General features: G+C 68.4%; 16 protein-coding genes. 8 read left to right on the top strand and 8 right to left on the bottom strand.

Annotation, left to right across the window (positions count from 1 at the left end; genetic code table 11):
* Positions 1–29 precede the first annotated feature (29 nt).
* Positions 30–236 (bottom strand): DUF3499 family protein, encoded by a 207-nt coding sequence (locus V2S04_RS08585; protein ID WP_181417699.1) that lies wholly within the window; start codon positions 234–236, stop codon positions 30–32.
* A 103-nt stretch (positions 237–339) separates the two neighbouring features.
* Between V2S04_RS08585 and V2S04_RS08580 the strand changes: the two genes are divergently transcribed.
* Positions 340–768, top strand: coding sequence for a hypothetical protein (locus V2S04_RS08580; RefSeq protein WP_413638143.1), 429 nt, complete (start codon positions 340–342; stop codon positions 766–768).
* 34 nt (positions 769–802) lie between these two features.
* Here the strand turns inward: V2S04_RS08580 and V2S04_RS08575 are convergent, their stop codons facing one another.
* From V2S04_RS08575 to V2S04_RS08565, 3 genes are all read right to left on the bottom strand, one after another.
* Complete coding sequence (locus V2S04_RS08575) at positions 803–2,167, bottom strand: DUF5719 family protein (RefSeq protein ID WP_413638142.1); 1,365 nt, start codon at positions 2,165–2,167, stop codon at positions 803–805.
* Positions 2,164–5,196 (bottom strand): glycosyltransferase, encoded by a 3,033-nt coding sequence (locus tag V2S04_RS08570; RefSeq protein WP_413638141.1) that lies wholly within the window; start codon positions 5,194–5,196, stop codon positions 2,164–2,166. Before V2S04_RS08570 ends, V2S04_RS08575 begins: the two co-directional genes overlap by 4 nt.
* A 67-nt stretch (positions 5,197–5,263) precedes the next feature.
* A complete protein-coding gene (locus tag V2S04_RS08565; RefSeq protein WP_413638140.1) occupies positions 5,264–5,581 on the bottom strand; it encodes a WhiB family transcriptional regulator in 318 nt (105 codons plus the stop codon).
* Positions 5,582–5,792: 211 nt separating this feature from the next.
* Here V2S04_RS08565 and V2S04_RS08560 point away from each other — a divergent pair, with 211 nt between their 5' ends.
* The 5 genes from V2S04_RS08560 to V2S04_RS08540 all read left to right on the top strand — a co-directional run bounded on the left by V2S04_RS08560 (position 5,793) and on the right by V2S04_RS08540 (position 12,060).
* Positions 5,793–7,208, top strand: coding sequence for an O-antigen ligase family protein (locus V2S04_RS08560; protein WP_413638139.1), 1,416 nt, complete (start codon positions 5,793–5,795; stop codon positions 7,206–7,208).
* Entirely contained in the window at positions 7,205–8,512 is a 1,308-nt protein-coding gene (locus tag V2S04_RS08555) for an O-antigen ligase family protein (protein ID WP_413638138.1), read from the top strand. The genes V2S04_RS08560 and V2S04_RS08555 overlap by 4 nt, the downstream gene beginning before the upstream one ends.
* A 61-nt stretch (positions 8,513–8,573) precedes the next feature.
* Complete coding sequence (locus V2S04_RS08550) at positions 8,574–10,484, top strand: glycosyltransferase (RefSeq protein ID WP_413638137.1); 1,911 nt, start codon at positions 8,574–8,576, stop codon at positions 10,482–10,484.
* Positions 10,481–11,440 (top strand): glycosyltransferase family 2 protein, encoded by a 960-nt coding sequence (locus V2S04_RS08545; protein ID WP_413638136.1) that lies wholly within the window; start codon positions 10,481–10,483, stop codon positions 11,438–11,440. Before V2S04_RS08550 ends, V2S04_RS08545 begins: the two co-directional genes overlap by 4 nt.
* Complete coding sequence (locus tag V2S04_RS08540; RefSeq protein WP_413638135.1) at positions 11,437–12,060, top strand: hypothetical protein; 624 nt, start codon at positions 11,437–11,439, stop codon at positions 12,058–12,060. The genes V2S04_RS08545 and V2S04_RS08540 overlap by 4 nt, the downstream gene beginning before the upstream one ends.
* Before the next feature lie 50 nt (positions 12,061–12,110).
* Here V2S04_RS08540 and V2S04_RS08535 read toward each other — a convergent pair whose 3' ends face one another.
* Genes V2S04_RS08535 through V2S04_RS08520 form a run of 4 tightly spaced genes read right to left on the bottom strand, consistent with a single transcriptional unit; the run spans position 12,111 to position 16,167 of the window.
* Complete coding sequence (locus V2S04_RS08535) at positions 12,111–12,848, bottom strand: ABC transporter ATP-binding protein (RefSeq protein ID WP_413638134.1); 738 nt, start codon at positions 12,846–12,848, stop codon at positions 12,111–12,113.
* Complete coding sequence (locus tag V2S04_RS08530) at positions 12,848–13,663, bottom strand: ABC transporter permease (protein WP_413638133.1); 816 nt, start codon at positions 13,661–13,663, stop codon at positions 12,848–12,850. The genes V2S04_RS08535 and V2S04_RS08530 overlap by 1 nt, the downstream gene beginning before the upstream one ends.
* Position 13,664: 1 nt before the next feature.
* Entirely contained in the window at positions 13,665–14,813 is a 1,149-nt protein-coding gene (glf, locus tag V2S04_RS08525; protein ID WP_413638132.1) for a UDP-galactopyranose mutase, read from the bottom strand.
* A 58-nt stretch (positions 14,814–14,871) separates the two neighbouring features.
* Complete coding sequence (locus V2S04_RS08520; RefSeq protein WP_413638131.1) at positions 14,872–16,167, bottom strand: nucleotide sugar dehydrogenase; 1,296 nt, start codon at positions 16,165–16,167, stop codon at positions 14,872–14,874.
* Between V2S04_RS08520 and V2S04_RS08515 the strand changes: the two genes are divergently transcribed.
* Together V2S04_RS08515 and V2S04_RS08510 are read left to right on the top strand one after the other, a co-directional pair.
* Positions 16,096–17,343, top strand: a complete 1,248-nt coding sequence (locus tag V2S04_RS08515; protein WP_413638130.1) for a glycosyltransferase family 4 protein — start codon at positions 16,096–16,098, stop codon at positions 17,341–17,343. The genes V2S04_RS08520 and V2S04_RS08515 overlap by 72 nt on opposite strands.
* The coding region (locus V2S04_RS08510; protein WP_413638129.1) for a glycosyltransferase at positions 17,340–18,397 on the top strand (1,058 nt) is incomplete at its 3' end. The genes V2S04_RS08515 and V2S04_RS08510, both read left to right, overlap by 4 nt.

Genomic DNA, 18,397 nt, shown 5'->3' with positions numbered 1-18,397 from the left:
TGCCGCTGCCGCGCGCTCGGGCGTGCAGGTCAGCCGCGCAGCGCCTCGTGGCGCACGACCAGCCACCCGGCGGGAACCGAGAGCCGCTCGGCGTGCTGCGCACACAGGTCGTGCGCATGAGGGTCGCCACCGGGACCGAGAGGCCCGAGCGCCGCCATCTGGTCGCCGTAGTCGAAGGTCAGGGTCGCGACGGCTTCGCGAGCACAGGCGACCTTCGAGCAGAGCCGTTCGCCCAGGAGCGCAGTCGCATCGAGGCGGAGTGTGTCTTCCATCCCGTCCAGACTACGACCGTCCTCTGGACCTGTACCGGCGCCGCGCGGCAGCGCATAGACTTTCGGCATGCCCGGCAGACGCTCCTCTCCCCGAGTTCGACGGGGTGCACGTCACGGCAGGCACGGCCGCCTCGGCCGCAGCGAGGTCGTCCGGCCTCCCCTGCCGCCGCTCGACGGCCGACTGGACCGGTTCGAGATCACCGTCGGCAGCGCCGTGGAATACCTGCGCGGCGCGTGGGAGGAGCTGCGCGAGGTGCGGTTCGAGATCGCCGCGATGCCGGTGCACGATCGCGGCGACGGCATCCCGCTCTGGCGCGCCGATCCGGCGGCTCAGCGCATCACTCTCTACCGGGTGCCCATCGAACGGCTGCTGCCGAAGGGCCATGACGATGCGTCTCATCGCCGCATGGCGATCGAGAGCGCCGTCTTCCACGCGGCGGCGGAGTACGTCGGCCGCGAGCCGTGGGAGCTCGGGCCGGACGGCCGCGACCACTGACGCTGCCCGCGCGGCGGCTGCGGCGCCGCGGCGCTCAGGGACGCACGGTGATGGGCTGCTGGGTCGCCGGCGGCGCCCACAGCGGCCACCCCGCGATCGCCGCGTCGCCGAGCAGTCCGACGGCGACGTGCACCGCGCCCTCGCTGCGCAGTCGATGACCGCCGGCGCGCAGCGGAACCTCGGCGACGCCGTCGGCGGGCAGCTCGATCGTGCGCGCATCGGCGCCCTCGAGGGTCACCGTCACCGGATTCTCCTCGGCGTTGCGCAGGTACAGCGTGGCAGGCACCCCGCTGGGCACCGAGAAGGGCACGGTTCCGGTCAGCTGCGGTGCGGGCAGCATCCAGCTGAAGTCCTCCCGGCCGTCCGCTCCTGCCGTCTGCCGCGCGCCGGCGACCACCGGCTCGCTCGCATCGATCTCGACGTCGTGTGCGCCCGCGGAGATGCCGGTCAGCGAGATCTCCGCCGGGATCCCGGCGATGAGGTCGATCGTGTACTCGTCGGAGTCGCCGTCGGCTCCGCGCACCCGCACGGTGGCGGTGGTGTCGTCGGACGGTGCGAGGATGCGCACCAGGATGCCGCTGGAGTCGTCGCCCTCGGCGACCGGCTGGGACTGCACGCCGAGAAGACGCAGACGCTTCTGGGCGCCGCCGGTGCCGTCCTGCAGGTCGATGCCGACGGCCTCGAGGGTGCGCACGTGCGCGGACTGCAGGGATGCGCGGACGGGGGCACCCGTGGGAACGACCTCGATGACCGGTCGCGGCTCCGCCCCGGCGACGGAGGCGAGCGCCAGCGTGACCTGCGTCTTCGGCGGCACGACCCTCGTCGTGGTCGCTCTCTGGGTTCCGTAGACGTTGAGGTCGACGGTCGCGGGCACATCGGACGGGTTCGAGAGCAGGATCACGTCCGACGATCCCGTCGAACCGTCGCCTCCGACGAGCCACGACCCCATGGTCGCCTCTCGGCAGGGGGCGGCCACGAAGCCGCGCAGATCCTCGTCGTCGAGTCGCAGCGATTCGGATGCCGAGACGAGCGGTGCGGTGCGGTCGGTCGTCGCTGCGGTGATGCTCATCGCGCCTTCGCCGCCGAGCACGTCGGGCATCTGCAGCGGGGTCGTGCTGGTCTCCTGCTCTCCGGCGTCGAGTCGGAGGCGCGGCAGGCCGGCCGAGACGAGCAGGTCGGCACGGCTGGAGTCACGGCCCAGAGCTCGGAACGATCCGTTGCAGACGATGGTCGAGTCTCCCGGCATCGGTGTGACCGTGGTGGAGGCCGCGGTGTTCTGCACCGTCGGCAGCGGCGCTGCGACGGCGGCGGCGACGCCCAGCACGCAGGCGGTCGCGACGGCTGCGCCGGTGGCGATGCGGGCTCCGGTGGCCGCCAGACGGATGGTGCGCTGCTTCATCGGCTCTGCTCCTCGACTGCGGCGTGCGCCGGCTCAGCGTCCGGGGCGTTCGCCCGCTCCGCGTCGCCCGGTGTCTGTTCGCCCGCTTCCGCGGGTTCCGTGGATTCTGCGAGCTCGTCGGGCTCGTCGGGCTCCTGTGGTGCAGCCGTGTCGACAGGTGCGACAGACGACACGGCCACCGCCCCGGTGCCCGAGTCGGTCCGCTGCCGCTGGGATGGCGCCAGAGGCTCATCGGCCGAGCGGCCCACGACGCGGGAGCGTGCACGCGCCTCGCGTCGGGACGCGCGGGTGGGGATCGCGAGCAGCAGGGCGGAGAGGACGACGATGAGCTGGGCCCATCCGACCAGGTGCCCGGCGGCGCGCTGCGTCTCGGTGGGCTGCGCTCGCTCAGAGATCTCGGAGTCGACCTGCCACAGCATCCCGTTGGGCGTCTCGCCCGCCTTGACGAAGCCGGGCCGCTGATCGATGGCGGTGACGGCGGCGTCGACCATGCTGCGGGCCTGATCGCTGCGACCGGGCGCGGACGAGAGCAGCACGAACGCGATCCCGTGACCGGCGAGCTCGGCAGCGGCGTCGAAGTCGCGTGAGGAGATCAGGTCGACCGCGCCGGTCGCGAGATCGTCGCCCTGCACGCGGGTGGCGGTGCTCAGCATGGTGGTCTGGGCTCCGAGAGTGTCGCTTGGGCCCCATACGAGCTCGGTCGCCAGCGACCCATCGTCCAGTGGGGTCATGATGAGCGTTCCGCTGTCGGCGTCATCCGCCGCGTGGGCGGCGACCAGAGCCGGAAGCGTGCTGGTGGCGCCGTTGCGGATCTGCGCCTCGCCGAGGTTCACGGCGAGCAGACCGGGCACCGCGCATACCACCACCGCGGCCCCGGTGACGAGAGCCGCAGCGGACCGCAGAGCAGGGCGCGCGACGACCGTGTCGAGCGTGACCAGCGCGGCGCCGACGGCTCCGAGCCAGGCGAGGCTCAGGCCCGTTCCCGGCCAGAGCGGCACAACGTCGCCGTCCGTGAACGACACCGCGATCCCGACGGCGAGGATCGCCGTGATCAGGCCGGTCATCGTCGTGATCAGCAGCGCGAATCCTGCCCGCCAGCGCGGCGAGAGCGCCGAGGTGAGCGCGAGGATCGCCACCGGCGCGAGCAGCAGCGCGGCGAACGGTGCGATCTCCGCGCCGAGCAGCACGTCCCATCCCCCGTGGCCGGGAGCCGGGAAGCCCTGAGCGATGAGCAGGCGCCCGACGGCATCCGACGACGCCTGCGCCAGCGACTGGACGGCGCCGGGATCGGCGAGCAGCGCCCAGGGGTCGCCGTGACGAAGCTGCCAGTAGACGAGCGGGGCGAACATCGTCGCCGCTGGGATCAGCAGCCAGAACACGCGCACCGCGCCGCGGATCCGGCGCGTGGAGAGCATCAGGATCAGCGTCAGCGCCCACAGCAGCACGAGCGCGGGAGCGAGGGAGGGAGCACAGGCCAGCGCCGCCGCTGCCAGCAGCGATGCCGCGCCGGCGGCACCCCACGAGCGGTGCGCGACCGCCGCGGAGTGGAACAGCCAGGGCAGCAGCAGGTGCAGCAGCACAGCTGCCGGCCGCCCCTGCACGAGAGCCGCGAGGAAGGTCGGCGCGAGTGCCCACAGCACGCCGCCGAGGATCCGCAGTCCGGAGCGCTCGGTGACGCGGGTCGCCGCGAACCAGCCGCCGAGCACCGCGAGAGGCAGCGCCCCCAGCCACAGCAGGACGACGGCGAACGAGGGCGAGCCGGGCCAGAGCGTGCCCAGCACTGCGAGCACGGCGGCGAAGGGATCGGCCGGCCCGATGACTGCCAGGCCGAGATCGCGAAGCCCCCAACCGGCATCCCGCCACAGCTCGGCGACCCCTTGACGCATCGGAAGCAGCTCTCCCCCGCCCGCGCTGGGCCAGGCCAGAAGCGGGAAGAACGCGGCGATGCCGACGACTAGGGCGGCGAGCACCGCCCACGCGCCTCCGCCGCTGAAGAAGCGCAGTTCGCTCACCGCGCCCCGTTCGCTGCCATGGCCGTCGTCGAGGCGATGGCGCAGCTGGGTGCGAGTCACGCGCAGCGGTGCGATGCTCGCCCATGACGCGGAGCGGAAGGAGCGGATCGCGCGCCGCGAGCGCATGACGGCGCCGATCGAGATCATGGATGCCAGGGCTGCGCCCCATTCCGGTGCGACGGCACTCGGCCGCTTGCCCACCAGATGCGCGATCGATCGCCAGAGGGCGAGCGGGAGCAGGCTCAGCCAGTGCAGGGGCACGGCGATCGCCGGCGCGTACACCAGCCGGCGGTGCAGCTGTGCCCGCCTGCTCACCCATGCGCGCGCCGAGTCGCGCTGCGGTGCAGCCGCGACGCCGTCGGGCCGCACGCTGATCCGCGCCTTCGGCACGAGCACGGTCCGGGCTCCCCCGAGACGAGCGCGCACGCCGAGGTCGAGCCCCTCGTCCGCGCCGCCGAGGCCGGTGTCGGGGCGGAGCACGACGGGCGCGGCGCCGCGGATGAGCATGCCGCGGACGTCGGCGCCCAGAGTGTCTTCGTCCGCGTCGTGCTGACCCTGATCGAGCTCGTCCGCGGCGAGTTCGACGGTGCGCCCGAGGCGGCTCATGGTGACGCCCATCGAGACGATCGCACGGCCGTCGTCGTGTCGCACGAGCTTCGGTGCGGCGATGGCTGCGGACGGGGAGCGCTCGAGCGAACCGGCGAGCAGCTGCAGCGCCCTCCGCTCGGGGACGGAGTCGTGCGTCAGCAGCCAGACGGCGCTGCCGTCGGCGACGCGGGGCTGGGCCAGAGCGACGGCTTCGGCGAAGGATGTCGTCGCACGGGCCTCGATGATCGCCTCGACACTGTGACCGATCCCCTCGAGGGCTCGCACCTGCGCACCGTCCCCCAGGACGACGACGGTGACCGCCTGCGGAGGCGTGCTCTGCCCGCGCAGCGCGTCGAGAGTTCGGCTGAGCTGTGCGGCGGCGGGGGCTCCGGTCCGTGCGACGACGATGACGTGTACTCGGGATGGCATGGCAGAGACAGCCTAGACACGCTCCCGCGGGGCGCCGGTCATCGGACTCGGCGCGCCCGCGAAGCGGTCAGCTCGCGCGGCGCTTGAGCCTGCGACGTTCGCGCTCGCTCAGCCCGCCCCAGATCCCGAAGCGCTCGTCGTTGGTCAGCGCGTACTCGAGGCATTCGCCGCGCACATCGCACGAGGTGCAGATGCGCTTCGCGTCTCGCGTCGAGCCGCCCTTCTCGGGGAAGAACGCCTCGGGGTCGGTCTGCGCGCACAGCGCGTCCGCCTGCCAGGCGAGTGCGCCGTCATCATCGGCATCTGCTCTGCGTACCCCGGGTACGCCGAGGTTCACTGGATCGACGAACCAATTCTCGGGAACGTCCGACCGGTAACCCGTCATCTCGATCTCCCAACCCTGCGTGTGCCCCCCATGGGCCGTGCATCACTAATTACACCCGTGTCATTCGTCGCGGTCAAGTCGCAGATGGTAAACCCTCAAGCGCGCGTTCAAGGTTCATTGAGGTCGCATCGGCGTGTCGCGGAGCTGTCACGGGGGTTTCACGCGCTCCGAGACGGGTGCGTCCCTGCGTCCGCGCGGTAGCCTGAACCCGATGGCCGTGTACACCAAGCATCCTGTCGCAGCGCTCCCCGCGGCACCGCCGCGCGAGACGACCGCGCATCTGCTTGTGCGCGCGTACAGCGTGCTCGCACTGTTCTGCATCTTCGCGCACACGGCCGTGTACAACCTGCTCGGCCCGCTCGGCTCGGGCATCCTGCTCGTCGTGCTGACCGTCGGAGCGCTGGCGATCTGGGTCCCCGCGGTGGTCGCGGGTCGTCCCACCCGCTTCCCCTGGCGCCGGCTGCCCTGGGCCGCGCTCGGCTACGGGGCGCTGGCACTGGTCTCGACGCTGTGGTCCCGCTGGCCTGCGGCGACGCTGCTGACCTGGACGCTGCTGGCCGGCATCACCGTCACGGCGCTGCTGGTGGCGACCATGCTCACCTGGCAGGAGATCGCGCGAGCGCTCTCGACCGTGCTGAAGACCATCCTCGGACTGTCGCTGGCCATCGAGCTCTGGGTGGCGCTGGTGCTGCGGCATCCGCTGCTGCCGAATTTCGCCGAGGTGCCGGAGGGGAAGATCGATCCCCACCTGTACTGGGTGCGCGGCAACCTGTTCGACGATGGTCGCATCCAGGGCGTGGTCGGCAACGCGCACACCCTGGCGATGATGTGCCTGTTCGCCTTGATCGTGTTCGGGGTGCTGTACGCGACCCAGGTGCGCCGTCGGTCGATGCTGATCTTCTGGGCTGTGCTCGCGGCGGTGCTGCTCGTGAAGGCCGCCTCGGCGACCGTGTACCTGAGCATCGGCGTCGTCGCCGCCGTGCTGGCCGCGGCTCTGATCATGCGCGCCGCCTCGCCGCGCCGACGCGGCCGGCTGTATCTGGTCTTTTTCGCGGTCGCCGTCGGAGGTGTCGCCTCTGCCGTGCTGCTGCGCGATGCCGTCCTCTCGCTCCTCGGCAAAGGGTCCGACCTCACCGGGCGCCTCGAGATCTGGCAGGCCGTGTGGGATCGTGCGATCACCCGCCCGATCTTCGGCAACGGCTTCTCCTCTCCGTGGGTGCCCTGGGATCCGGCGTTCGACGGCTGGATCCTCAACCACGGGCTCAGCGTCTTCCATGCGCATGACATGTGGCTCGACGTCTTCCTGCAGCTGGGTGCCGTCGGCGTGGTGCTGATGGCGGTCGCGTGGCTCGCGCTCACCTGGCGCGCGTGGTTCTTCGCCGTCGACCGCCCGAGGTGGGACCTCGACGCCGCGCGGCCGTACTCGCCGCTGTCGCTGCTGCCTCTGCTGCTCGTCGCCGTGCTGCTCGTCGAAGGCCTCGCCGAATCGGCTCCCATCATGCTCTGGGGCTGGCTGCTGCTGATCCTGCTGTCGTTCAAGATGAAGGCGGTGCCGCTGATCGGCGTGGGCGTCGGTGAGCGCACGCCTGTGATCTCGCACGGTCCGCAGTCCCGGCAGGTGCCATGACACCGCGGCGGTACGTCGTCTCGCTCCTCGGATCGGCCGCGTTCGCCCGTGCCTACACGCTCACGGCACTCACCGCGGCATTCACCTCGTTCCTCATCGAGCGGATGATGTCGCCGGTGAGCCTGGCCACCATCATCGCCGCGCTCGCGCTGCTCGGTGTCGCGGTGCTGGCCGTGCGCAGGGACGAGCTCTCCGTGCTGCGCTTCGCGCCCACCTCGCTGCTCGGCTTCCTGCTGCTGACGCTGCTGAGCACGCTCTGGTCGTCCGACCGAGGCGGCACCGTCGCGGGCTGGATCACGCTCTTCGGATATGCGCTGATCGCCATCACGATCGGGCACGTGCGCGACACGCTGCAGACGGTGCGCGCGATCGGCGACACGCTGCGTGTCCTGCTGACGGTCTCGCTGGCCCTCGAGATCCTCTCCGGCATCCTGCTCGACACGCCCTTCACCGCGCTCGGCATCCAGGGTGCGCTCGCGACCGGCGGCCCGATCCAGGGAGTGTTCGGAACGCGCAACATGCTGGGCTTCATCGCCGTGGTCGCCCTCATCACGTTCGTGATCGAATGGCGCACGCAGTCGATCGGACGAGTCGCGGGCACGCTCTCGATCGCTCTCGGCGGTTTCCTCGCGCTGCTCTCCGCCTCACCCACCGTGGTGGTGCTGGCGGCCGCGGTGGGCGTCGCGACCACCGCACTGACGATCGTGCGGCACACGCCGCCGCACCGGCGCAGCGCGGTGCAGGCGGGTCTCGGCGCGCTGGTCGTCGCCGGGCTCGTCGTCGCCTTCGCCCTGAGGCACCAGATCATCCGGCTGCTCGACGCCGGATCCGACTTCTCCACCCGCGCCGACCTCTGGAATCTGCTGCTGGACTTCATCTCCGAGCGGCCGATCACCGGGTACGGCTGGTTCGGTCCGTGGCCGCGCGGGGAGTATCCCTTCACCTACGTCAACTTCCAGCTGTCCGACCATCACCAGTCCGCGCTCAACGCCTACTTCGACACCCTGCTCCAGGTCGGCTGGGCGGGACTCGCCCTGTTCCTCGTGCTCGGCGGCGTCGCCGTCGTGCGCTCGTGGCTGGTCGCCAGTGTGCGCCGCTCGGTCGTCTATGCATGGACACCGCTGGTGCTGGTGACGCTGGGTGTCGAGTCGATGTTCGAGAGCTTCACGCTCACCGGTATCGGCTGGCTGCTGTTCGTGCTCTGCGCACTGCGGGCAGGGCAGACCCGATCGTGGCGAGAGAGCATCGACGCAGCGCAGACCGGGGCCATCTCGACGCTCGGCCCGGAGGGACCACGCGGCTGAATCACGGGCGCGACGCTCCGGCACCGGAGTTCCCAAGCAGCGACCGGTAGGCTTGGCCCCCGTGACCCACGTGCTGCAGAACGTCGTCTTCCCTCTTGACCGCGACCCCGATCTGCTCCCGCTGTACGCGGACCCCGACACCTGGTCGGTCATCGACGAAGAGCCGGTGCGGGTCTCCAACCGCGCGCACCTGGGCAACATCCTCGGTCGGCATCGGGCCCGCGTCGTCTCCGGACGCCGCGTCTCGCTCGGAACATACTTCAACGCGTTCCCCGCGTCGTACTGGCAGCACTGGACGAGCGTCCGCGAGGTGCGCCTCACGGTGCGCACCTCCGGGCCCGCGACCGTTCTCGTCTACCGTTCGAACGGCGGCGGTGTGCGCCAGCGCATCGACACCCGCGAGGTGCACGGAGACGCGACGACGTCGTTCGATCTGTCGCTCACCGAGTACAGCGACGGCGGCTGGATCTGGTTCGACGTCGTCGCCGACGAGAAGAACGCGACGCTCGAGGGTGCGCAGTGGACCACCGAGCAGGAGCCGGTGCGCGAGGGGAAGGCCTCGCTCGGGATCACCACCTACAACAAGCCGGATTACTGCGTCGACACTCTGCAGGCGCTCGCGGCCTCGCCGGATGCCCTAGAGTTCGTCGATCGCATCTTCCTCATCGACCAGGGCACGCAGCTGGTCGCCGAGCAGAGCGGCTTCGACGAGGTCGCAGCCGACCTCGGCGACACGCTGCAGGTCATCCGCCAGCCGAACCTCGGTGGATCAGGCGGCTTCGCCCGCTCCATGCACGAGACTCTGCAGCGACCCGAGAGCGACTTCGTGCAGCTGCTCGACGACGATGTGCGACTCGAGCCCGAGTCCCTGCGGCGCTCGATCGTCTTCGCCCGCTACGCCACGACGCCGGTTCTGGTGGGCGGACACATGTTCGACCTGCTCGACCGGCCCAAGCTGCACGGCTGGGCCGAGGTCGTTGACGAGCACCCGTTCATGTGGCGGAACCTGTACCAGGAGAAGATGCCGCACGACTTCGGTGTCGCCAACCTGCGCCAGTCGCCGCTGCTGCACATGCGGATGGACGCCGACTACAACGGCTGGTGGATGTGCCTGATCCCCCTCGACGCCATCCGCGAGGTCGGTCTCTCCCTCCCCGCGTTCATCAAGTGGGATGACGCAGAATTCTGCCTGCGTGCGGGCGAGGCGGGCTTCCCCACGGTCTCGCTTCCCGGCGTCGCGCTCTGGCATGTGTCGTGGGTGAATAAGGACGACTCGATCGATTGGCAGGCGTACTTCCACGCGCGAAACCGCATCGTCGCCGGTCTGCTGCACTCGAACGCTCCTCAGGGCGGCAGGCTGCTCAAGCACAGCCTTCGCGTGGACCTCAAGCACCTGATGATGATGCAGTACTACCCCGTCGCACTGCGTGCGCGGGCGCTGCGCGATGTGCTGTCGGGACCGGCGCACATGAAGCGGAATCTGGCCACCGCGATGCCGGCGGCGCGCAAGCTCGCCTCCGACTTCCCCGAGACGGTGGTGCACCGTGACCCCAGTCGAGTGCTGCACTCACGCAAGGGCCGGCAGGTGTTCAAGCGGATGAAGCAGCACGAGTACGACAGCCCGACAGGGCTGCGCCTGCGCTGGTTCACGCTTCGCACTCTGCTCTCGCACTGGCTTCGCTCCCCCGACCCCGCCAACGTCGCGCAGCCGGAGGTCGAATTCGGCAAGGGGGACGCGCACTGGTGGCGCGTACCGCTATTCGACAGTGCACTGGTCAGCGCTGCAGACGGGTCCGGCAAGAACGTGTACACGCGTGACCGCGCGCAGTACCGCCGGATGCTGACCCAGAGCATCCGGCTGCATCGCAAGCTGCGACGCAACTGGTCGAAGCTCCAGTCGGAGTACCGCGCCGCTCTGCCCGATCTCGTCTCCGACGAGTCATGGCGTGAGATCTTCGAGGAGCAGGCATGATGTCCGCAGATTTCGATCCGTCGACCGCGGCGATCGTCATCGTCACCTACAACCGTTCGCACCTGCTCAGCGGTCTGCTCGCCAGCATCCGCTCGATGGATCCGAAGCCGGGCCGCGTCGTCATCATCGACAACGCCTCCGCCGACGACACCACCGAGGTCGTCGACTCGTTCCGCGACGACATCGGCACCGAGATCGTCTACCGTCGACTCGAGACGAACACCGGCGGCTCCGGCGGCTTCAGCGAGGGCATGCGCACCGCCTACGAGCTCGGCTCCGAGTGGATCTGGATGATGGACGACGATGTCGAGGTGATTCAGGACGGACTCGCCAAGATGGGCCGCTGGTCGCGTCGCTTCAAGAGCATCCAGGGTCGCCGCTACGACTACGACGGCAGTGAGTTCTACTGGCAATACCGGATCGCCGAGCGCATGGGCATCCCCATCCCGTTCGCACCGTCTAAGTTCGACTCGTCGGGCTTCAAACCGATGAACAGCGGATGCTTCGAGGGGATGTTCATCCATCGCTCGATCGTCCAGCGCATCGGTCTGCCCGATCCGCGCTTCTTCATCTACTGGGATGACCAGATGTACGGCTGGCTGGCCTCGCGCCTGACCACAGCGGTCATCGTCGACGAGTTCGTGCTGCGGCGCACGCGGGAGATCAAGCAGTGGGACATGGGCATCCGCCACATGAACGCGTCCAGCAACGCGTACCGCTACTACATCATGCGCAACCGGGCGTACATCAAGCACTACTACCGCGCGCATGACGCATACAGTCCGGTGCTGTTCGGCCTCGGCACCGCGGCGACCTTCTTCAAGGAGCTGATCCGCCTGTTCTTCGTCGAGCGCACGGTGCGCGGCACGAGCAATCTTCTGCGCGGACTCCGCGACGGGGCCCGGATCAGCCGCGACCGCACCTGGCAGCCGATGCCCGCCCTGGAGGAGCGATGACCGACCCGCAGCCCGAGTATGTCTGGGCGTACACCAATGAGAAGCCCGGCCGGTCGCGGATGTGGCTGATGATCGGTCTCGGCGTCGTCGCCGTCATCGCCGCTGTCGCCGTCGTCCTGGCATTCGTGCGGCCGTGGGAGGCCGGTGAGCCGGCATCTTCGGAGACCCGATCTCCGGCCCCGTCCGCCACGGCATCCGCCTCGCCGTCGCCGACGCCCTCTGCGACCCCCAGCCCGAGTCCGACCTCGTCTCCTTCGCCGGCGCCGACCCCGTCCTCCGCTCCGACGGCGCCGCCGGCGCCCGCGGATCCGGCGCTGCCCGTGTTCCGCGGCAAGGTCCAGCCCCTGCTGGACGCTGCCGCGACAGGCCTGTCGTACGCGCAGGATGCCTCGGGTGAGGAGGGCATGCAGATCGCCGACGAGCTCCGTGGCGACGCGGGGCGGATGGCCGACACGGTGACGCCCAGCTCGATCGCCGCGGAGTGGCGCTCGAGGGTGCAGGCGTACGGGGAGTCCCTCGACGCGCTGCGCGCGGCCTTCGGCGAGGGCACGCCGACCAGCACCCAGCTGTCGGCGGCGCGCTCGAAGCTGCGCAGTCTGAACGAGCTCATCGCGGGCTGAGTCACAGCGAGTGCCGACCGGGCCGGACGCACACCGGGTCGGTCAGAACCTCAGTGCGCGTTGTGATCGGCGTTGTACCGGTCTAGGACCTCGCCGATCGGCCCGTCCATCACGAGTCGCCCCTTGTCGAGGTAGAGGCCACGTCGGCAGAAGCGGCGCAGGTCACGCTCGCTGTGGCTGACGAAGAAGAGCGTCCGCCCCTCGGTGAGCAGCTCGTCGATGCGCTTGTAGCATTTGTCGCGGAACGCCTTGTCCCCCACCGCCAGGACCTCGTCGACCAGCAGGATCGGCTCGTCGAGCTGCGAGACCACCGAGAAGGCGAGGCGTACCTTCATGCCGTTCGACAGGTGCTTGTAGGGCGTCTCCTGGAAGTCCTCCAGCTCGGCGAACGCGATCATCTCGTCGTACCGCCGCCCGACCTCCGACTTCGACATTCCATGGAGTCCGGCCGTCAGGCGCACGTTCTCACGCACGGTCAGATCACCGACGAATCCCCCGGTGAGCTCGATGAGTGGTGCGACGCCACCGTGGACCCGCACGGTGCCCTCGTCAGGCAGCAGCACACCCGCCACCAGACGCAGAAGGGTCGACTTCCCCTGGCCGTTGCGGCCCACGACCCCGATCGACTCACCGGGAGCGACGTCGAAGGAGACACCCCGAAGCGCCCAGAACTCGCCTGGTCGCGCACGCCTCGTCGCTCCAGCGAAGATGTCCTTGAAATTGCGTGTGCCCCGCCTGTTTCGCCGGAACCGCACGCCGAGCCCGTTCACCTCGATGGCAGCGGTCATCACAGCCCTTTCAGTACGGGTCGCTCGAGTCTGCGGAACACCCAGGCACCGAGCACCAGGATGATCAGACTCATAGCGACGCTGATCAGCACCGTTCGCGCATCCCACATGTCGGGGAAGAAGGCCATCCGGTAGAGCGTGAAGATTCCCGCGAGAGGATTGAAGGGTGCAAGGTCACGAAGCACTCCGGGTACGTCCTGTACGGCATAGATGATCGGGGAAGCGTAGAACAGGGCGCGCATGAAGAGTGCGGTGGTGCGCTCCAGATCCGTGTACAGCGCGCAGAGCGGCGCGACGAGCAGTCCGATCCCGATCAGCAGGACCGCCTGGAGCACGATCGCGACGGGAAGCAGCAGGATTCCCCATCCGACATGCGCGACGTTCTCCCCCTCGCCCCAGATCCTGGTGCCGACGACGAAGACGATCAGCACCGGCATCGAGAAGAGGAACTCGACGCCCTTGGACAGCACCGGCCGCATCACCCAGATCGATCGCGGGATGGACGTGGATCGCACGAGGCGAGCATCCTTCTTGAACGCCTTGGTGAAGTCTGAGACGGCGGTCTGGAACCACACCCACGGAAGCAGAGCCGCGATCAGGAACACGATATACGGCTGAGCGCCGATGGAGCCGCGTTGGAAAATCACGGTGAAGACGAACCAGTAGATGGCGCTCATCACCAGCGGATCGAGCACCGACCAGAGATACCCCAGCGCGCTGGTCGAGTACCGGACCTTCAGGTCACGCGCCGACAGCAGCCACAGCGAGTGGAAGTAACGCCGGGGAGTCCCCGGCGCTCCGACCGTCCTCGCCATGTCAGTCGCTCTCGCCGGAGAGATCGTTGCGCCACATCGACAGTGCGGAGCCGATCGCCATGTGCATGTCGAGGTACTGATAGGTGCCGAGGCGCCCGCCGAAGTGCACGTCCCGCTCTCCCTTGGCGAGCTCGCGGTACGCCAGCAGACCGTCGCGGTCGGCCGCGGTGTTGACCGGGTAGTACGGCTCGTCATCGCGATCCGCGAATCGCGAGAACTCCCGCATGATCACCGTCTTGTCTGAGTTGAAGATCTCACGACGCTCGGGGTGGAAGTGCTTGAACTCGTGGATGCGCGTGAAGGGAACGTCGAGGTCGGGGTAGTTCATCACGCTTGTCCCCTGGAAGTCGCCGACGTTCAGCACCTCCTGCTCGAAATCGAGAGTGCGCCAGCTTAGCTCGCCCTCGGCGTAGTCGAAGTACCGGTCGACGGGCCCGGTGTACACCACCGGCAGCTGACCGACCGTCGCGCGCTTGCTGAGTGGCTGCGACTCGTCGAAGTAGTCGACGCCGAGCTTGACCTCGATGTTCGGGTGGTCGGCCATGCGCTCGAGCCACGCGGTGTAGCCGTCGGTGGGCAGACCCTCCCAGGTGTCGTTGAAGTACCGGTTGTCGTAGGTGTAGCGCACGGGGAGACGGCTGACGATGTCACCCGACAGCTTCTGCGGATCGGTCTGCCACTGCTTGGCCGTGTAGTCGCGGAAGAACGCCTCGAACAGAGGACGACCGACGAGTGCGATGCCCTTCTCCTCGAAGTTCTGCGCGGTCTTGGCGTCGAACTCCCCCGCCTGCTCCTTGACCAGCGCTCGGGCCTCGTCCGGCGAGTAGGCGGCCTGGAAGAACTGGTTGATGGTTCCGAGGTTCACCGGCATCGGGTACACGACGCTCTTGTGGTTCGTATAGACGCGGTGCACGTAGTCCGTGAACGTCGTGAAGCGGTTGACGTACTCCCACACCGTGGCGTTGGAGGTGTGGAACAGGTGGGCGCCGTAACGGTGCACCTCGATCCCCGTCTCGGGCTCGGCTTCGCTGTAGGCGTTGCCGCCGATGTGCGAGCGGCGGTCGATGACGGTCACCTTGCGGCCGGCTTCAGCGGCGCGCTCGGCGATGGTGAGGCCGAAAAAACCCGACCCGACGACGAGAAGATCCATAGTGCAATCGTATCGGCGGGTTGCTGGGAGATCCGGGCGCCCCGGCCGACACGTCGGCTCAGCCGGCGGTGCCGACGACGATTCGCGGGGTGCCGGCCCACAGGACGGCGTCGGAGGCGTTGCGTCCGTCGACGAGCAGCTTCACGCCGGGGATGCTCGCGGGCGCGAGGGCCCGGTAGTCGGCGTGGTCGGTCTGCAGGATCGCGAGGTCAGCGGCGTCGCCGATCGCGTACGGCTCGAAGCCCAGCCCGCGCAGCTCGTCGTCGGTGTAGAGCGGGTCGTGCACGACCACCTCGGCGCCGCGCGCCTTCAGTGCGGCCACCGTCGGGAAGACGCCGGAGAACGCCGTCTCCTTCACCCCACCACGGTAGGCCGCGCCGAGCACGACCGCCCGCTGCCCCTTGAGATCGCCCAGGATGCCCTCGGCCTGCGCGACCAGCCGCTCGGGCATGGAGGCGTTCAGCTGACGGGCGACGCGCACGATGTCCGCATCCGGATCCGTCGACAGGTACAGGCGGGGGTACACCGGGATGCAGTGCCCGCCCACGGCGATTCCGGGGCGGTGGATGTGGCTGTACGGCTGCGAGTTGCACGCGTCGATCACCTTGTACACGTCGATGCCGTGCGACGCCGCGAACAGACCGAACTGGTTCGCCAGCCCGATGTTCACATCCCGGTACGTGGTCTCGGCCAGCTTCGCCATCTCCGATGCCTCGGTGGATCCGAGATCCCACACACCGTTCGGCTGCGCGAGATCGGGCCGCTCATCGAACTGCAGCACCGCCTCGTAGAACTCGCGTGCGCGACGGTTACCCTCCTCCGACAGCGCGCCGATCAGCTTCGGGTACTTGCGCAGGTCCTCGAACACGCGACCGGTCAGCACCCGCTCCGGCGAGTACGCCAGGAAGAAGTCTTCGCCTTCGACGAGGCCTGATCCCTGCTCCAGCATCGGCTTCCACCGCGTCCGCGTCGTCCCGACGGGCAACGTCGTCTCGTACGAGACGAGCGTCCCGGGAGTGAGGTGCTCGGCCAGCGACTTCGTCGCCGCGTCCATGTACTTGAAGTCCGGCTCCCACGTCTCATCGTTCACGAACACCGGAGCCACCAGCACCACAGCATCCGCCCCCGGGATCGCGTCAGCGTAATCCGTCGTGGCACGCAGCCGACCCGCAGGGATCAGCTCCTCCAGGCGCTCCTGCAGCTGCGCCTCACCCGGAAACGGCTCCTGCGCGGCGTTGATCGAGTCAACCGCCCTCTGGTTGACGTCGACACCGACCACATCATGACCGGAGGAGGCGAACTGGACGGCGAGGGGAAGCCCGATCTTTCCAAGGGCCACGACGGCGATACGCATGGCCTCCAGTCTAGGGTGAAGCCGCTGCAGCGGTTTCAGTCAGAATTGGGCACTATCATCGAGCTCGTGCGTGTGCTGGTCGTGACCCCATGGTTCCCGGGCGCAAGCACGCCGTCATCCGGGGTGTTCGTCCAGCGCGAGGTGCACGCGCTGCTCCGCAAGCATGACGTTCACGTCGTGCATCTTGACTGGCAAGGTCACACTCCACTTCGAGGTGCGGAGCACGAGTACACCCACGTCCCCCTGACGCGCTCGAATCCGCGTTCGTATGCTCGTGCACGAAGTCTGGTGAGGCGACTCGCCTTGGACGCCGACATCGTCCACACACATGCGCTCACCAGTCTCGTCCCCTGGCTCAGCGGTCGACCGGGGACTCGCTCCGTGCCATGGATCCATTCCGAGCACTGGTCGGGCATCAGCTCTCCGGAAACGCTGAGTATTCCACACCGCCTCGTACTTCGTGTCTTGGCGCGGGTGCTCCGCAGGCCCGACGAAGTCATCGCGGAGAGTTCGCGTCTGGCGGCAGGGATATCGTCCTTTGGCCGACCCGATGTACCGATCGTCCCGTGCGTCGTTCCCGCGACCCCTGTTACGCCACCCCCGGAAGACGGGGAACAGCTCCGCCTCGTGGGTATCGGTAGCATGATCGCGCGCAAAGGCGCCTTGATCGCTGTCGCAGCCGTGGACGAGTTGAGAACCTCAGGGGTGAGTTCACACCTCACATGGGTGGGTGATGGACCTCAACGAGGAGAGATCGAGGAAGAGGTTCGACGTCGGGGCATGGGGCATCTCGTGACATTGCCTGGCACGCTCGACTCGGCCGGTGTCGGGGCATGCCTCGACATGGCCGACATCTTCATTCTTCCGACACAAGGGGACAACTTCTGCGTTGTCGCAGCAGAAGCCTTGATGCACGGCCGCCCTATCGTGATCGGCCATCAGTCCGGTGCGGTCGACTATGCAGACAGCCGTACGGCACGATTTGTCCACGAGCAGACGGGTTCGGCGTACGCGGCAGCGGTTCGTCATTTGCGCACCGAGCTCACGCTGACTGCGGAGGATATTGCTTTTACTGTACGCGGCCGTTTCTCGCCGGAGCGCGTGTGTGACGCGCTCACATCCATATACGCGGCGCATGCAGGCGACAGAGTACATCGTAAGGACGCCGAGGCGTGACGGCTCAGATCGACGTCATCGTCCCAATCCACGATCCCGAACGGCCGCTTCGTCGCACCCTCCAGTCGATCTTCACGGGCAGCGAAGGACTCGTGCGCGTGCTGGTCATCGCGCACAACACCTCGCCTGCCCCGTTCGAGAGGATTGTCGCGGATTATCCTGACGCGGACCTGTTCTCGCTGAATGACGGTGTCAGAAGTCCTTCAGGACCGATGAACGTAGGGCTCTCGAACGCGCGTGCGCCGTGGGTGAGCATCATGGGCTCCGATGACACGGTGGAGGCGGGCGCGTACCGCGAATGGTGGGATTTCGCTCGTCGTACAGGCTCGGACATCGTCATCCCGCGCCTTCGGCATTCGTCGGGCGCCGCCGTGATCACACCTCCGACCCGACCGTGGCGAACGCACACGCTCGACCCCGTTCGCGATCGACTCAGTTATCGGTCCGCTCCCCTGGGGATCTTCTCACGGGAGCGCTTCGGGCACGCGCGCCTGCCTATTGGCATCGCCACGGGCGAGGACATCCCATTCGTGACCCAATTGTGGTTCTCCGGAAGCCGCGTAGGATACGCCCGCCGCGGCCCGGCATACATAATCCAAGCAGATGCGGGCGACCGCATCTCGTACGCACCGCGACCGCTGGAAGATGAGTTCGCCTGGCTCGAACCCACCGAAGCGTTAGCCGAGAACCTGACACCGCGTGAACGCCGATCACTGGGAGCAAAACTGATCCGCGTCAATCTCTTCGGAACGATAGTCAGCCGTCGCGGGCAGTGGAATTCCACGGAGCGCAGGTCTCTCGCGGCCGCCACCGTACGAATGTTGCGGCTCGGCTGCGGTGTCGAGGAGGTGCTGTCTCGCGCCGACAGGAACGTCATCGACCTTGCGTTAGATGCCTCCGCCCCCTCCACGGAGCTCGACATCGCAGCGGCGCTGAGACGCCGATTCGCAAGTCCCGCTGGCTTGCTCCCGCGTGACCTTAGATTCACCCTCTCCTTGGATGGGGCGATGCGCACAGCCTTCTCATCCGCTCTGCAGCGTTCCAAATTGGTCGA

This window comes from Microbacterium sp. OR21 (assembly GCF_047306785.1).
Lineage (GTDB): Bacteria > Actinomycetota > Actinomycetes > Actinomycetales > Microbacteriaceae > Microbacterium > Microbacterium esteraromaticum_E.
This window is presented reverse-complemented; position numbering and strand designations above follow the sequence as displayed.

Coding starts and splice junctions, on each gene's coding strand:
- glf (WP_413638132.1), bottom strand. CDS start 14,813: ATGGATCTTCTCGTCGTCGGGTCGGGTTTTTTCGGCCTCACCATCGCC.
- V2S04_RS08515 (WP_413638130.1), top strand. CDS start 16,096: ATGACCGGAGGAGGCGAACTGGACGGCGAGGGGAAGCCCGATCTTTCC.
- V2S04_RS08570 (WP_413638141.1), bottom strand. CDS start 5,196: ATGCCATCCCGAGTACACGTCATCGTCGTCGCACGGACCGGAGCCCCC.
- V2S04_RS08540 (WP_413638135.1), top strand. CDS start 11,437: ATGACCGACCCGCAGCCCGAGTATGTCTGGGCGTACACCAATGAGAAG.
- V2S04_RS08555 (WP_413638138.1), top strand. CDS start 7,205: ATGACACCGCGGCGGTACGTCGTCTCGCTCCTCGGATCGGCCGCGTTC.
- V2S04_RS08560 (WP_413638139.1), top strand. CDS start 5,793: ATGGCCGTGTACACCAAGCATCCTGTCGCAGCGCTCCCCGCGGCACCG.
- V2S04_RS08520 (WP_413638131.1), bottom strand. CDS start 16,167: ATGCGTATCGCCGTCGTGGCCCTTGGAAAGATCGGGCTTCCCCTCGCC.
- V2S04_RS08565 (WP_413638140.1), bottom strand. CDS start 5,581: ATGACGGGTTACCGGTCGGACGTTCCCGAGAATTGGTTCGTCGATCCA.
- V2S04_RS08535 (WP_413638134.1), bottom strand. CDS start 12,848: ATGACCGCTGCCATCGAGGTGAACGGGCTCGGCGTGCGGTTCCGGCGA.
- V2S04_RS08580 (WP_413638143.1), top strand. CDS start 340: ATGCCCGGCAGACGCTCCTCTCCCCGAGTTCGACGGGGTGCACGTCAC.
- V2S04_RS08575 (WP_413638142.1), bottom strand. CDS start 2,167: ATGAAGCAGCGCACCATCCGTCTGGCGGCCACCGGAGCCCGCATCGCC.
- V2S04_RS08545 (WP_413638136.1), top strand. CDS start 10,481: ATGATGTCCGCAGATTTCGATCCGTCGACCGCGGCGATCGTCATCGTC.
- V2S04_RS08530 (WP_413638133.1), bottom strand. CDS start 13,663: ATGGCGAGGACGGTCGGAGCGCCGGGGACTCCCCGGCGTTACTTCCAC.